The organism is Chryseobacterium sp. UNC8MFCol, assembly GCF_000482305.1.
GTDB lineage: Bacteria > Bacteroidota > Bacteroidia > Flavobacteriales > Weeksellaceae > Chryseobacterium > Chryseobacterium indologenes.
Genome location: NZ_AXUZ01000004.1, coordinates 349,525 through 363,115, shown reverse-complemented (window position 1 = coordinate 363,115; position 13,591 = coordinate 349,525). Strand labels below are relative to the sequence as shown.

Annotated in this window: 19 protein-coding genes; 6 read left to right on the top strand and 13 right to left on the bottom strand. The window is 38.3% G+C overall.

The window, feature by feature from the left end; translation table 11 throughout:
• The first annotated feature begins 28 nt into the window (after positions 1-28).
• The 6 genes from M030_RS0104880 to M030_RS0104855 all read left to right on the top strand — a co-directional run bounded on the left by M030_RS0104880 (position 29) and on the right by M030_RS0104855 (position 4,247).
• Positions 29-436, top strand: a complete 408-nt coding sequence (locus M030_RS0104880) for a hypothetical protein (protein WP_002978541.1) — start codon at positions 29-31, stop codon at positions 434-436.
• A gap of 2 nt (positions 437-438) precedes the next feature.
• On the top strand, positions 439-936 hold the full coding sequence (locus tag M030_RS0104875) for a hypothetical protein (RefSeq protein ID WP_002978538.1): 498 nt from the start codon (positions 439-441) through the stop codon (positions 934-936).
• Entirely contained in the window at positions 926-1,120 is a 195-nt protein-coding gene (locus M030_RS0104870) for a hypothetical protein (protein WP_002978537.1), read from the top strand. The genes M030_RS0104875 and M030_RS0104870 overlap by 11 nt, the downstream gene beginning before the upstream one ends.
• Before the next feature lie 390 nt (positions 1,121-1,510).
• Entirely contained in the window at positions 1,511-2,662 is a 1,152-nt protein-coding gene (locus M030_RS0104865) for a HEPN-associated N-terminal domain-containing protein (RefSeq protein ID WP_002978533.1), read from the top strand.
• Positions 2,662-3,237 carry a hypothetical protein gene (locus M030_RS0104860; RefSeq protein WP_002978531.1) on the top strand — a complete coding sequence of 192 codons (576 nt, stop codon included), beginning with the start codon at positions 2,662-2,664 and terminating at the stop codon, positions 3,235-3,237. The genes M030_RS0104865 and M030_RS0104860 overlap by 1 nt, the downstream gene beginning before the upstream one ends.
• 29 nt (positions 3,238-3,266) lie before the next feature.
• On the top strand, positions 3,267-4,247 hold the full coding sequence (locus tag M030_RS0104855) for a bacteriophage abortive infection AbiH family protein (RefSeq protein ID WP_002978529.1): 981 nt from the start codon (positions 3,267-3,269) through the stop codon (positions 4,245-4,247).
• Here M030_RS0104855 and M030_RS0104850 read toward each other — a convergent pair.
• From M030_RS0104850 to M030_RS0104790, 13 genes are all read right to left on the bottom strand, one after another.
• Entirely contained in the window at positions 4,244-4,693 is a 450-nt protein-coding gene (locus tag M030_RS0104850; RefSeq protein ID WP_034722103.1) for a response regulator transcription factor, read from the bottom strand. The genes M030_RS0104855 and M030_RS0104850 overlap by 4 nt on opposite strands.
• 274 nt (positions 4,694-4,967) lie before the next feature.
• Complete coding sequence (locus tag M030_RS0104845; RefSeq protein ID WP_002978525.1) at positions 4,968-5,267, bottom strand: helix-turn-helix domain-containing protein; 300 nt, start codon at positions 5,265-5,267, stop codon at positions 4,968-4,970.
• Positions 5,248-5,559, bottom strand: coding sequence for a helix-turn-helix domain-containing protein (locus M030_RS0104840; protein WP_002978523.1), 312 nt, complete (start codon positions 5,557-5,559; stop codon positions 5,248-5,250). Before M030_RS0104840 ends, M030_RS0104845 begins: the two co-directional genes overlap by 20 nt.
• Before the next feature lie 160 nt (positions 5,560-5,719).
• Positions 5,720-6,514: a cation transporter gene (locus M030_RS0104835; protein ID WP_002978521.1), complete on the bottom strand. Its 795-nt coding sequence runs from the start codon at positions 6,512-6,514 to the stop codon at positions 5,720-5,722.
• Positions 6,515-6,518: 4 nt separating this feature from the next.
• Entirely contained in the window at positions 6,519-8,690 is a 2,172-nt protein-coding gene (locus M030_RS0104830; protein WP_002978519.1) for a TonB-dependent receptor plug domain-containing protein, read from the bottom strand.
• 86 nt (positions 8,691-8,776) lie between these two features.
• Positions 8,777-9,088 (bottom strand): hypothetical protein, encoded by a 312-nt coding sequence (locus M030_RS0104825; RefSeq protein ID WP_002978517.1) that lies wholly within the window; start codon positions 9,086-9,088, stop codon positions 8,777-8,779.
• 74 nt (positions 9,089-9,162) lie between these two features.
• The gene (locus M030_RS0104820) at positions 9,163-9,450 is read right to left on the bottom strand and encodes a hypothetical protein (protein ID WP_002978515.1); all 288 of its coding nucleotides are present in this window, start codon (positions 9,448-9,450) and stop codon (positions 9,163-9,165) included.
• A 109-nt stretch (positions 9,451-9,559) separates the two neighbouring features.
• On the bottom strand, positions 9,560-10,009 hold the full coding sequence (locus M030_RS0104815) for a DUF3872 domain-containing protein (protein ID WP_002978513.1): 450 nt from the start codon (positions 10,007-10,009) through the stop codon (positions 9,560-9,562).
• An 11-nt stretch (positions 10,010-10,020) separates the two neighbouring features.
• A complete protein-coding gene (locus M030_RS0104810; RefSeq protein ID WP_002978511.1) occupies positions 10,021-10,581 on the bottom strand; it encodes a conjugal transfer protein TraO in 561 nt (186 codons plus the stop codon).
• A 26-nt stretch (positions 10,582-10,607) separates the two neighbouring features.
• Positions 10,608-11,507, bottom strand: a complete 900-nt coding sequence (gene traN / locus M030_RS0104805) for a conjugative transposon protein TraN (protein ID WP_002978509.1) — start codon at positions 11,505-11,507, stop codon at positions 10,608-10,610.
• Positions 11,508-11,531: 24 nt separating this feature from the next.
• The gene (gene traM / locus M030_RS0104800; protein ID WP_002978507.1) at positions 11,532-12,872 is read right to left on the bottom strand and encodes a conjugative transposon protein TraM; all 1,341 of its coding nucleotides are present in this window, start codon (positions 12,870-12,872) and stop codon (positions 11,532-11,534) included.
• On the bottom strand, positions 12,859-13,143 hold the full coding sequence (locus M030_RS0104795; protein ID WP_027372463.1) for a nitrogen regulatory IIA protein: 285 nt from the start codon (positions 13,141-13,143) through the stop codon (positions 12,859-12,861). The genes traM and M030_RS0104795 overlap by 14 nt, the downstream gene beginning before the upstream one ends.
• Positions 13,144-13,161: 18 nt before the next feature.
• Positions 13,162-13,590: a hypothetical protein gene (locus M030_RS0104790; RefSeq protein WP_002978503.1), complete on the bottom strand. Its 429-nt coding sequence runs from the start codon at positions 13,588-13,590 to the stop codon at positions 13,162-13,164.
• Position 13,591: the final 1 nt, after the last annotated feature.

The window sequence follows — 13,591 nt, the reverse complement described above, 5'->3', positions numbered from 1 at the left end:
AGGTGGTCGCCTACTAAAAATAAAAGATATGAAAGCATTAGATAAAATGGACAACCTCGATAAAGCGGGCTTGTTGTGCAAACTTTTTCCCGCAGAACTGGAGAACCTGCAAAACGCTATAAAAACGCAATGCGACTACTTCCTGCAAAATGAAACAGCATTCCGTGAGGGTTGGTATCAAAAGGGATTTTTCACCGCTGAATTTTGGTACAGGCTTGTGCAGAATGCACAAAAAGGAACAGCCCAAAATGAACCTCTTTGGAAACGCCCGAACTGGTTTACAGACCATTTTTTTGACGGACACAATTCAATTTTCGCTATTCACTGCCTGATTGAATATACAGATGATGCACAATGCGACCCGCAATTAAAACAGGCGATACACCTGCTTTTCGGGAGCGACAAATTTTTACAGATAACCTTAAACGATAAATAATTATGGCTAATTGGTGCAACAACTGGGTTATTTTTGAGGGAACACCCGAAGCAATCGAACAGATAACACAGCTATTCAAATCAATGGCTGAACAGGAACATAAAGACGACTGCGGGCAATTACCCGATTTCGTACAGGACACGCACGGAGATTATTTCTACAATATCAGTCAGGATAATGAAAGTGCGGGCGTGTTTCAGTATGAAACAAAATGGTCGCCAAACACGGAAGCGGTAAAGCAGATAGCCGAACATTTCAAAGTGAATTTCACACAGGACTATGAGGAATTAGGATGCTTAGTATATGGTCAGGCAATATTTGAAAACGGCATACTAAACGACACCTGCTTAGATAGCCAGGACTTTGACAGTTACGAATTAGACGAGGAAACAGATACCTACCATTTTGAGGGCAAGGAGTATGACAGCGAGTGGGAAATTCTCGACACATTGTTAGAGCGTAAAATGGCTAATGCTAAAATTCAGCACAATGAAAATTAGAGATAAAAACGGGAACTGGATTGAGGTTACTGACCTTAAAAAAGCTATTCAACAAACTGGGTGGTATAAAGAATATCCGCATAATCCACCTGTGAAAAGCGACAAGGAAAGGCAGGCATATTGGACAGATATGCACAAGAAATTAATAGCTTTAAGAGAACAGTTAAACAAGCCGAAAAATTAAAACACCGTACGACCCAAAAAGTCGGGCGGCAAAAAGACAGATCCTCCCGATGGTCGGGCAGTCTTTTTGCTTTAAATGGGAGCAATCCCCTTTAGTAAAATGCACCACTACACAATTCCTTTTTCTTCTCCATTTTACCAAACAGGTTGCAGCGTTATTGTTTGGGATATTCATTATCCCAATGATTGGTTAATAATAATAATAATAATAATAATAATAATAATAATAATAATAATAATAATAATAATAATAATAATAATAACTTCCTTTCTTAATCAGCGAACAAAGAAAAGACACTGACTAATTGATTTTGAATTTTCATAAATCTGGGTTAATGCACTTTTTTAAATTTGCTAAATTTGTTTTATAGCAAAAACTGCAAATTAATATATGGGAGGAGTTAAACAGAGATGGCTTGAATTAGAAAGTAGAAATTTAAGCAATATTCCAGATAAGAATATTTGTATCAAACATTTTGATGATAAAAGCATTAATCGCTTTATTAGGCAAAACTATCACGATGGTTATTGTGATTATTGCGCTAAGGAACTAAAAGTAGTTTCTCTTGAAGATTTAATGGAATTTATTATGGATGGTATTTCAAATTTCTATGAAGATGCCGCCAACTTTATGAGTTACAATTCAAGAGAGGGAGGTTATCTTGGAGAAATCTATACCCCTGACGAACTTATACAAGAACACATAGAGTTAAATGCTGAACCTTTTGAGGTTATTGAAGATATTGTTAATTCAATTGAAGATATTGCTTGGGCTCAACCTGACCTGTATTACGACAATATTAAAGATGATTTAGAATTTCAGTGGAATTACTTTAAAGAAATCATCAAACATAAATCCCGCTACCTTTTTTCATCAGCAGACAGCAGCCTTCCTAAAGCCTTGCAAATACTACAAGAGGTTGGTAAACTTATATCAAAATTAAATATAATCAGGATTATCCCGGCAGGAACAAAACTTTATCGTTGTAGACAACACGACTTCAAAACAAAAATTATAGATTTTAACGAAATCACTGCTCCCCCTAACAAAAAAGCAATTTATCCAAATAGGTTTAGCCCTTCAGGAATATCAATGTTTTATTCCGCTTTTGATGATGATACAGCAATTTTAGAAACAATAAGCAGGACAGATAAATACAAAAGGTATGTAACGATTGCGGAATTTGAAACCTTAGAAAATCAGGTTGTTGTTGATTTTAATAAGCTCCCAAAAATTCCAAGTATTTTCGGCATTAAGGACAAGAAACGATATTACCTTATTTTATTTCTATACTCATTTGTAAGGGATATAACGCAACAAATTATTAAGGATGGTAAAGAACATACCGAATACGTTCCAACTCAAGTTGTGACTGAATTTTTAAGGTATCCATTCAATAAAAATAGGAAGAATAAAATATCGGGGATTATTTATCCCTCATCGCAAAATAGAAATCATCAATCGGCAGTGTTTTTTTGGGATGACGAATTAAGTAGAGAAAAAGTAAAATTGAACACCTTAAAAAGAAAGAAAATTATTTAATGAAAATTGACAGTGAACATATTGTAAAGCAATCTGAAGAGTTTGCATTGAATATAGCCAAGCAAATTTCAAAAATAACAGTTAGACCGTTCTGTGAAATTTCCTTTCATTCATCGGAATATAGAGATAGGAAAACGCTCTCAAATTATTTGCATAAAATTCCTAAAAGCGACAATCCACTCATTTATATTATTCAGATTAAATCCCCGAAAATTTTAAGCACGCTGATTGATTATTTTGAAGATTATCAATCAGCAAATAAGCTAAAAGTAAAGAATAAAGACCGTGTTAACCTTTCCCGGTACAACAAGACTTCATCAGATATATTATATGTTGGAAGCTCAACGACTGATTTCAAGACAAGAATTAAGAACCATCTTGGCACAGAAGGAAATCGGGTTTATAGTTTGCATTTATGCAAGTGGGACAATTGTTTAGAATACGATTTGAATATTTTTGCATACGAAGTCATTTCAGAAAGCAATGAAATTATTGAACGTTTCATTGTCGAAATTCTTGAACAGCAATTTTGGGATAAGTTAAGCCCGATATTTGGAAAACGAAGTGGTTTATAACCCAAAAAATAGATTAAACAACTGAATTAATGAAAACATTATACGTTATTGGTAATGGATTTGACATCCATCATAAATTAGACACAAGGTATCAAAGTTTTGCAAACTACTTGGCTGAAAATGATAGTGAGGTTTATGAACTCTTATTAAATTATTATGGACTTCCTGATATTACAAATCCTGAATTGACAGATGAAGAGTATGCGTTATGGTCAAGATTTGAGCAAGCCTTAGCTGACTTGGATTATTTATCGGTATTGGACGATAATTCCGACTTAATTGCTCGCCCTGGTGCTGAAGATTTTCGAGATAGAGATTGGCATAGTTATCAGATAGAGATGGAAGAAATCATTAAGGATTTAACGACCACTCTAATTAGCGACTTTAATAAGTTTATTCTTGAAGTCAAATACGAAAGTATTTCTGATGATGTGCTAATTGACTTAGAAGACGATAGCCATTTTTTAAATTTCAATTATACTAAAACACTACAGGAAAGCTACGGCATTCCCGAAGAACGAATAACCTATATTCATAACAGAGCAGATATAGACAATTGTACTCTTATTTTAGGACACGGAACTGACCCTGCAAATTTTGATGAGAAAGAAGAAGAACCGCCACAAGGATTAAGCGAAGAAGAATTATACGAATGGCGTGAGCAAAAGGCTGATGAATATGACTATTCTTATGAAAGTGCCAAACAAGAAATACTATCTTATTATACAAAGGCATTTAAAAATACGGCTTCAATTATCGAAAACAATATTGTTTTTTTTACCAATCTTACTGAAGTTGAAAAAGTTATTGTCTTAGGGCATTCTATTTCAGAAGTAGATTTAAAATATTTTGAGGTATTAAAAGCCAAACTAAATGAAAATGTAATTTGGAATGTTTCGTATTACAGTGAGCTTGAGAAGCAAGCACATAAAGAAACACTATTGCAACTTGGAATAAATAACAACAATATTGTCCAAATAAAAATTACAGATTTAAAAAAGCAATCTTAGTTATTAGTAAAGTATTCCTGTGCAAATTTTGCTATTCCCACACTAAAATATTTACCACCATTAGTAACAACCTCAATGGCTTTCTTAAAATCATACACATCGCTACCAATAAGCAAATAGCCCATAAAACCCATTTCCAAAAGAGATTTTACGACTTTTTCAGCATCAATATCACTATGCCCAATCAGTTTAATGATTGGGTATAGTGTCCTTAGTTCTTGAAGCTGTGCCAGCACATTCTTATCGTAAAAATCAAGGTCAATAATACAAATTTGGGGAAGTTCCTTTAATGCAGACAGTTGAGATATTCCGTCTTTAATGTCTTCCGAACGGAACAATACGTCAATTCCTGAAGTGACAAGGTCGTTATAGGCTAAATCAACTATTAGGCGTTTATCGTTGATAAATGCAATGCCGATTGCTTTAGGGGTATTTACAGTTTCCATACTACCAGTTTTAATGTTAGTGTAGCCCTGCACAAAAAAGAAAGCGCAGGCAACCACACTTACCGACATTGAGGCACTGGTATACCCGACAACGAATAAGCGAGCGCCCACGCCTATAACGTGAGCGTTCCTACTTATCTGTCCCGTTGTCTTAAAAATTACCAGTTTTCAATGTGGGACTTAAAGCAAAAACACTTTAAGTATTTCTATATTTTCAAAAGCAAAGATACTAAACTCGTTCTGATACGAAAGTATTAATCTGTACTAAAATTGGCTATTTGTTATTTGTATTATTGGAGATATAGTTCCGTTCCAGGATTGTCAGAATATCACTCTCCTTATAAATTATTTTGCCCCCTATCTGTATATAAGGCAGGATATTATCATCACGGTATTGCTGTAAAGTCCGTTTGCTGATATGGAGCAGTTCGCACACATCTTCGCCCGACAAATAAATTTCTCCGTTCATTACAGGACGATAGTTTTTTAATATTTCTTCGATACGGTTTCGCAACTGCATTATCATCTCCTGATGGGCGATGATTTCTTCGGTGTCATTCGTTAATAAGTCCATTGTCGTTTGTATTGTAGGGCTGCCCGGCTTTGAGCAAAGCCTGTATGTCCGAGAGTTTATAATAATTTTTACGGTTCAGTTTGGAATAAGGCAATAAGCCTTTGTCCTTATAGGTCTGCAAAGTCCGTTTGGTAATGTTCATCATCAAACACACTTCCTGGTTATCGAGCCATTTCTCCTTTTTGAAAATCGGCGTGTATTTCCTCGTGGCATTTTCGGTCATTTCCAAAAGTTCCCTTAGCTCATTCTTCATTCCGTCCAATGCGGATTTTTGTATAGCGATAACTTCCATAGTCTGCTCAATTTTTCTGTGGAAGTCGAATTTATAAAGGCATATTGCAAGGTTGGAAAATGTGGTATTGATTGGCTTTGAAAGGCAGTATTTGGCATTGTATAGTAGGGATTGGTATAAAAAAGCCCCGAAAAAACCGAGGCTGTGATTTATTGCGGTTCTACTTCGCCAATTTCAATATTCTATACGCTCCCCTTGCCACAACCACAAATACAATAGCTCCGATAATCAAATCGGGATAGTTTGAATTAAGCCAATGAACCAAAAAACCTGCAACGATAACTCCCGAATTGATTATAACATCGTTTGACGTGAAAATCATCGAAGCCTGCATATGTGCTTCTTTGCTTTTGTTCTTTTGCAACAGGTAAAGACAAAGTACGTTGGCTATCAATGCCAAAACAGAAACAATAATCATTGTTTTGAAATCGGGCATCGCTTCTATTCCGATAAAACGTCTGATAACTTCAACAAAACCGATAACGGCTAACAGGATTTGAAAGTAACCTGCAAATTTGGCGATATTGTTTTTTCTTGCAATCGTACCCCCAACAGCAAACAAAGCCAATGCGTAAACGATGCTATCGGCAAGCATATCCAAGCTATCCGCTACCAATCCCATTGAGTTGGAAAAAATACCGAACAACATTTCCAATCCAAAGAAAACGAAATTGATAATCAATACCGTCCATAGTAGTTTCCGTTGGCTATTGCTTGTATCTGTTTCAACAACTCCGTTAGTTTCTTCGGTTGAAATCAGCGTTGTATTTAGGTTCAAGGTTTCCAAAGCTGAAAAAATCGGCTCTGGGTTTCCACTATGGTAAACATTTAGTTTTCTATTGGGAATATCAAATTCCAATGACTTTACCGTATCAAAGTTTTGCAGTTTCATACGGATTAATTGCTCCTCACTTGGGCAATCCATTTTTGTTATATTAAATATGGTTTTATTCATCTTCTTAAAGTCTAAATTTTATTCCTCCGTTAATTACAAATCCGTCTAATGGTGCATAGATGTCTTTAAAAACAGGGTTGGTTATTGTACCTGTATAAATGTTGTCGAAACGTGTCTGTCTTGTATCAAAGAAATTTTCAAAGTTGATGTACAAAGAAAACCGTTCCCAAATTTTTTCAGCCATAAAGCCACATATAACATAGTCTTTTCCTGTTGTTCCGTCATTGAGCTTTTGCGGACTAAAATAATAGGCTTCCAAACCGATTTTCCATTTATCCTCTATTTCATACATAAGTACAGAGTTAATGCGGTGTTTTGGTGTTAGTGGATTTTCGGTATTTGTTCCGTTTTCAATCAATCGGGTATCGGTAAAAGTGTAGCCCAAAAACAATTTAAAATCATCATAACCGATTTTGATATTTGTTTCTGTTCCTTTGGTATGAATGTAGCCCGATGAATTGATGAACTGATAAGTATTTGCAGTTATATTTTGAAGCAACAAAGGGTTATCCAAATAGGTGTAAAAGAATAAATGATTTATGCTAAATGTCCAATCATCGCCAATATTAGTACGGTAATTTATGTCAGCATTTGCTCCGTAGCTCTTTTCTAATTTATTGGTATTATCATCAATAGGCATTACGTTTTGATATTGTATGCGTTCGCTTTCTTCGGTAAAAATGGTTGGTGTTTTGTAGCCAAATCCGCCCCCGATACGTGAAGTCAATCCGTTTGCAATCTTAAACAATGCCGATACTCTTGGCAAAAAAACAGCTCCATAATCTATCACGTAATCTGTTCTTAAACCTGTCTCTAATTGAAGCCAATCCGTAGCCTTAAAAGAATTTTGAACGAAAGCCCCGAATGTGGTTTGGTTGTAATCTCTCAAAGGAAATGCGGTAATCTGCTTTTCTTTAAAATTGTCCGTCCAAACATTAACGCCTGTTACCCATTCTGATTTTTCTTTGCTGTGGGTATAGCTTGCTTCCGTAAAAGTGGCTGTTTGTGTTCCCTCAAACTCGTAATTGGGAATAGCTGTATTGCGGTTAAAATAACTTACGCTGTTCTTTATCTGTACAAAACTGTTTTCGTTTACAGTATGGTCAAAAACAAATTGGGTAGAATAGCGTTGTGTTTTGTTTTCTTCAAAATATTGGTGTGTGTTATCGCCTTTGCCTTTGATGTAAAGCATATCGCCACCCAAACGGTTTTCAATGGTGGTGTTAATACCAAAGTTCATTTTTGTTTTATCATTGAAGTAAACAAATAATTTAGGGTTCAGTACATACCTTTCAAATTTAGGAATGGCAGAAAGCCCGATTTGTGCAGGGTCGTAAGCTCCATTACGATTATGCGAAGCAAATATTGTTGTTCCGATTTTCTTAAACTTCTGTCCGTAAAAACCGTTGATGTCTAAACCTCTGCCCGATGTTCCGTTTAAATGAAAACGCAAATCCCTTTCTTCCGTTGGTGTCTTGGAAATCAGGTTTACCAAACCTGCTATTGCTCCACCACCGTACAGCGTAGATGTTGAACCCTTAATAACTTCAACCTGCTTTAAGTCAAGCGGTGGAATTTGCAACAAGCCTAACCCACTTGAAGCACCCGAATAAATAGGAAAACCGTCTTTTAAAATTTGCGTATATCGTCCGTCAAGCCCTTGAATACGAATACTTGCGTTGGCACTTGTGGGCGATGTGGTTTGTACGTGAATACCTGTACTCTCACTCAAAAGCATACGAATATCCCCTGCTTTCATATTGCCTTTTTCGTCTAACTCCTCACTTCCTATAAACTCAATGCGTGTAGGGATATTTTGTATAGTTCTTGTACTTCTTGTTGATGAAATAACAATACCGTCTAACTCCGTTGAACTTTCATAAAGTAAAATCTCAATCGGGGTTGTATCTGCTAACGGAAAATTAAAGCTGTCGGTACGTTGGGCAAAACCAATATAACTAAATTGAATTTCCTGTAAACCGTTTGGAATACCTGTTAATATGATTTGTCCGTTTTCATCGGAAGTTGTTCCGATTGTTGTGCCTGTAATCTGTGCAGTTACACCCATTAAAGGCTCTTTTTTCTCGCTGTCTTTTATTACAGCTTTGAATGTATTTTGTGCATATACACAAAGGTTGAGTGCCATAAAAAATGACACAATGAGTATTTTTTTCATTGTAAAAATGATACTTAATGTGAATAAATAAATGATAGTGGTGCGATACACCACTTGCAATTAGTTTGTGCCGAAAGCACTATACATTAAGCAAGTTGTGGGGGATGCCAAACGGAAAAGGGAAAATCAGAAATAGGTGGTGTTGGCATTGTGCCTAATTTTCTTTGCGGTTCTTTTACTGAATGTGTGATAGAGAAATGAAAAGTAGTTAAAACAAATCCTGTACAGGTATTACAGCTAAAAAATGGCGAACAACATCCCTTATTGCAATCTTGGTCGTCCTGTTCGTTTTGTCCTTGCTCGGTGGTATGTTCCTGCATACATTTATCCTCAATAAAAGTCGGTACGGCTGATAACAGCAATACATAGACGGCTAATATTAAAGATATAAATTTCATTCTGCAAAGTTAGATAAAAATTGATTGTGCTGCCTCGCAAACTTTATTTTGGTTTTTAAAGCTAATAGGCTTAGTTATCGTTGTTGTTCCGTTTTTACTTCCTGTTGTTTTTTCTCTCTATCTTTTTTCATTTGCGAATACGACCAAATGAAAAGAATACCGATAATAATCAAAGCGTAGGCAATCCACTTGCCAACACGTTCTATAAAACGGATAAATACAGATGCTTCAAAGCTCGAAAAACCCTCCGCACCTACAGCATTACGTCTGTAAAATTTCCTGCGGCTTATCCAATAGATAAGCCCTATCCCGATAACAAGCGGAATAATACCAAGCACTAATTGAGCAGTAACCGCATCCATATTGATTATAATTATATCAAGTAAAATTAAACAAAAACATCCTATGCCGAAAGTCGAAAAGCAAAAAACCGACCTGTAAAGTCGGTTTTTATCTTCGCTTATGTTGCACTTAATCGCTACTATTAAACTGAAAGCTCAATTGCTTTTCGTTCCCGAAGCTATCCGAAATCCAAACCTCAAAGGACTGTGATACGGTGGACGTGGAAGTGTAATACAACCTGAATTGTTCAGTTGGTAACGAATACAAATCGTTCGGCAGGTAAGGCGGTTCATCGTAATATCTAAGTGTTCCCTGTCCGTCAAATTGGAAGTAGCGGAGAAAATATTGCGTATTGCTGTAATTGCCTGTTCGCTGTATGGTAATGCGTATCTCTACGGTCTGCCCATTGGCAACCTCTTTAGGCACTGGCATCACGTTGACCTCAAAAGGAAAATCGTTCTGTATTTCGAGTTCATCATCTTTGCTACAAGATACCAACGTAACCGAAGCTGTGAGGATTGCCAGCAATACATATATCGGCAGTAAACCTATTCTGAATTTATTAAATATTCCTATCATTGTTTTACGTTTTAAAAATTAAACCTTAATCCCACACCTACGGACGGACGGAACTGTTCCAAGTCTGTACCCCACAAAATCTTTGTACGTCCTTGTAGGACTAACACAAATCGGTCTGACAGGTAGATTTCAAAAGTGAGCCGTCCGCCAGCTCCATAGATGAAGTTGTCCTCACTCAATATTTTCGCTCCGTCATACAACATCGCTTCGCCACGGTTAATGCTTTCATAACCGACTACGCCTGTTATTCCGAAGTTCAGCGTAATGTTCTTACGGGCATCGCCTAACAGGAAGAAGCTGTAACCACCCTCTGCGGAATAGGTTTCCTGCGGTATGCGGAGGTCTTTATACTCGTGGTACTGGTGGGTATATTCCAACGCCCAAAGCTGATAGTTGCCGTTCTTACCGTTTACCGTCATTGCTGCGCTGATGTAGTAATCATTGCCAATCTTATCATTTGACATTACACCTGCACTTATTTCCAATCCTTTCTGCTTCGGCAGCATCCTTTGCGCCTGTGCAGCCGTAATGCCTATCAGGACAAGCAGCACGGTATAGATATACTTTTTCATTTTCTTGTTATTGCTTTAAAGGGTTATTAAAATTTCAGGTACATATCGTCAATCAAACGAGCTTTGATTAAATCGGAATTTTCGACCTGCAATGTTTGATGTCTGCCCCCGTTCTTCTCGAAAATCTCAATCAGCAGCACCTTATCATCGGCAATGGTAAACTGGTCTAACAGGAACACGTTTTGTTCGGTCGATTTTCCGGCAATGCCGTCCAATGGCTTGTAAGTTCTCAAAGGCGTTAAAGGATGTTCCTGCACTACGGTACGTTTGGCTACCTTTTTATCCACCACTTTGAAATTGATAAAATCAATCTGAAACGGCACATTGGTACGGTTTCTCAATTCCGTATGGAAATAGTATTTACCGTTGTGGATGTAGATGCCTTTGAGGATAAACTGAATGCCGAAACTCTTAGCCCCGATATGCTTTACAATGCGCTTGTCTTTCTTGTAAATGGTTTCCAGTAGCAAGCCTGCCAGTGAGGGAGAATTGTTACCCAGTTCCTCAAAAAGCACATCGTTACCGTTGGCTTTATCCACCGCTTTTTGCATTGTGAGCAGGTCGTAGCTTAATGCCTCCGGGTAGGAACTGTAATACACGTTGAAGCTGTAAAAACGCCCGTCATTCGTGATAACGGAAAAATTCGTTTCCGGCTCAAAGTCCCTTACCGATGCCTTTACACGCAATACGTTTTCGGCATCTTCAGCCTTACCTGCAATCAGGTATTCGCTGCCCAAATCCACGTAACGGATGGCGGTCGGGAAAATCAGGTGCGAAGTTTTATCGTAGGTAACTTCCATACGATACGGTTCTATCTTGCCCAATGCAAGCGGTGTTTTTGCAGTTGCACTATCCTGTGCATAAGTTGTTACGGCAAAGCCGAGTATCAGGGCAATTGCCCAAAAGGTTTTTAAATGATTTTTCATTGTTTTATTTATTTGAGTTCAACATTATTTTTTAGATACAAGGAAGACCTGATAGCCTGCTTTGAGTGTAACTTTTGGCGTTCTTACTTTCTTGGCGAAATAGCCCGAAATACCCTGTACCACGCCACGGCTTAAGTCTGCGGCAACCTGTTGTCCGGCATTCTGCGTAAGCATTACGCTTGTTCCTCCTGTCTGGCTCATATTGCCCGCCATTTCGGTAAGGGCGTTCATTTCGGGCGAATACGGAACGTACAAGCCTTGCTGTCCGTCCAAATCGTAAATGGTTATATCTACCGGAATGATATTGCCCTCCAGTTCTACGGAGGTAACTTTTAATTGTAGCCTGCCATTCTGAAATTTTGCATTAGCTGTTACAATCGTTCCTTTTGGTATGGTACGTTGCGGGGTTTTAGCAGGCTCTAACAGTCGTAAACGCACACCCGTTTCGCCAACTACCGTTTGGGCTTCGTGTACACAGGCTTTGATACTGTTTTTAGGTTGTATTGCCTGTTCGGTAGAACCTGCGGTATAAAACCCCCTGTTTTTTGTTTGGCTCCAATCGGCTGCAAAGGCACTGTCCGACGGTTCACGGTACAGGGCTGATACGATGTTCTTTCTTGTGGGCGTGAACGATACAAATTGCTCTTTTTGATTAGCACCCGCAGCAGCAGGAGTTGCACCGTTGGCAGGAGCAGCGTTTCCGGTATTGGCATTTTGCGGAAGATATTTTGCTGCCATTTCATAGGATTTCTCCATTAATTTGAGTTGGTCGTCAACGGTGGCCACAGGTGGCACATCTTTTTCCGACAACTTTGCTTTAAGTTCGTCCACTTGCTTACGGAGTTCCATTGTTTCAGCGTTATCATCCTGATAAAAGGAACTCAATGCGCTTTGGGTATTTCGATAGCTGTTCAAAGCAGGGTTGCCGCTTCTTCCCGAATTTCTGCCACCACCGCCAAAGCCGTTGCTTTCCTCATCGTCAGGAAACTGCTCATCGGTCGGCTCTTTCTTATCTTCCGTATTCCAGTAATCAGAAAGCGTTGCAAGGGCATTGCGTTTTTCCTGCTCTTTACGTTCGAGCATTTCCTGCTCGTAAGCCTTGCCTTTGTCGGCAGGCATTCCTGCGCCCGTAGCCTGTGGTACGGCATCGTTCAGCCCAACGTTTTCGATTGCCTTTTTATCTGCGGACGGTTTAAATATGAGGTACATACAACCCACGAAGACAATCGCCATTAAGCCAAAGATTAAAGGCTTTTTGAGCTTTTCCTTGTTATTCTGTGTGCCGTTTTGCAGCACATCAGCGGTTTCTTTCGGGCTTCCCTCGGTTACCCGAACAACCGATTTTTTGTTCTCATTTTCTTTCATAAATCTGATTTTTTAAAATTGTTGATACACTATCCTGCAACCTTGCAGGGTTTTTACTTTTGAGGACAGGGTTTTCGATATGCTCAATGACCATATCGTGACCGGACTTTGAAGTATCGTACATCACTTTGCCAATGACCGCTACGGTAAGCAGCAGGTAACCCACAAAGAAGTACAGCGTATATTGGTGTTGCTTGCGCAAGGGTAATGCCTGCCAACGTTTGTCCAACTTGTCAAAGTACCTGTCCATATTTGCTCTTAATTTTTTCATAGCCATATTATTTCTGTGTTATAGCTTGAAACGTTTAGGACTTTTAACCGCCTTTTGCTTTGGCTCATTGTTGACCAGTGCGACCGCTTCCGTTAATTTGGGTGCGGATATGACTGACAGGTTTGCCAGTTCCGTTTTTTTGAGTAATTGCCCAAAGCCGTCTTTCTTGGCTATTTCCATTCGGCTAAGAGAGAATTTGCCATTCAGGTATTTTACCCACATATTGCATTCTACACGGGGCTTGTCATCGCCCGACCATTGTAGGTAGCCTGTCAGCAACAAGTCCTGTTTAGGTAAACTGTCTGCACCTTTTTGGCAACTTTCGAGATATTCGCTGATGCTGTCTTTCAGCTTTCCGGCATACGCACCCTGCGTATGGAAATACCCGTTATATCCTTTGTCAGTAAGGATTTTTGCGAACGTGTTTAAATCTGATAATGCTTCCATA

Bases quoted from the DNA above. Each gene is read 5' to 3' on its own strand.
- M030_RS0104880 (WP_002978541.1), top strand. From the start codon at position 29: ATGAAAGCATTAGATAAAATGGACAACCTCGATAAAGCGGGCTTGTTG.
- M030_RS0104875 (WP_002978538.1), top strand. From the start codon at position 439: ATGGCTAATTGGTGCAACAACTGGGTTATTTTTGAGGGAACACCCGAA.
- M030_RS0104870 (WP_002978537.1), top strand. From the start codon at position 926: ATGAAAATTAGAGATAAAAACGGGAACTGGATTGAGGTTACTGACCTT.
- M030_RS0104865 (WP_002978533.1), top strand. From the start codon at position 1,511: ATGGGAGGAGTTAAACAGAGATGGCTTGAATTAGAAAGTAGAAATTTA.
- M030_RS0104860 (WP_002978531.1), top strand. From the start codon at position 2,662: ATGAAAATTGACAGTGAACATATTGTAAAGCAATCTGAAGAGTTTGCA.
- M030_RS0104855 (WP_002978529.1), top strand. From the start codon at position 3,267: ATGAAAACATTATACGTTATTGGTAATGGATTTGACATCCATCATAAA.
- M030_RS0104850 (WP_034722103.1), bottom strand. From the start codon at position 4,693: ATGGAAACTGTAAATACCCCTAAAGCAATCGGCATTGCATTTATCAAC.
- M030_RS0104845 (WP_002978525.1), bottom strand. From the start codon at position 5,267: ATGGACTTATTAACGAATGACACCGAAGAAATCATCGCCCATCAGGAG.
- M030_RS0104840 (WP_002978523.1), bottom strand. From the start codon at position 5,559: ATGGAAGTTATCGCTATACAAAAATCCGCATTGGACGGAATGAAGAAT.
- M030_RS0104835 (WP_002978521.1), bottom strand. From the start codon at position 6,514: ATGAATAAAACCATATTTAATATAACAAAAATGGATTGCCCAAGTGAG.
- M030_RS0104830 (WP_002978519.1), bottom strand. From the start codon at position 8,690: ATGAAAAAAATACTCATTGTGTCATTTTTTATGGCACTCAACCTTTGT.
- M030_RS0104825 (WP_002978517.1), bottom strand. From the start codon at position 9,088: ATGAAATTTATATCTTTAATATTAGCCGTCTATGTATTGCTGTTATCA.
- M030_RS0104820 (WP_002978515.1), bottom strand. From the start codon at position 9,450: ATGGATGCGGTTACTGCTCAATTAGTGCTTGGTATTATTCCGCTTGTT.
- M030_RS0104815 (WP_002978513.1), bottom strand. From the start codon at position 10,009: ATGATAGGAATATTTAATAAATTCAGAATAGGTTTACTGCCGATATAT.
- M030_RS0104810 (WP_002978511.1), bottom strand. From the start codon at position 10,581: ATGAAAAAGTATATCTATACCGTGCTGCTTGTCCTGATAGGCATTACG.
- traN (WP_002978509.1), bottom strand. From the start codon at position 11,507: ATGAAAAATCATTTAAAAACCTTTTGGGCAATTGCCCTGATACTCGGC.
- traM (WP_002978507.1), bottom strand. From the start codon at position 12,872: ATGAAAGAAAATGAGAACAAAAAATCGGTTGTTCGGGTAACCGAGGGA.
- M030_RS0104795 (WP_027372463.1), bottom strand. From the start codon at position 13,143: ATGAAAAAATTAAGAGCAAATATGGACAGGTACTTTGACAAGTTGGAC.
- M030_RS0104790 (WP_002978503.1), bottom strand. From the start codon at position 13,590: ATGGAAGCATTATCAGATTTAAACACGTTCGCAAAAATCCTTACTGAC.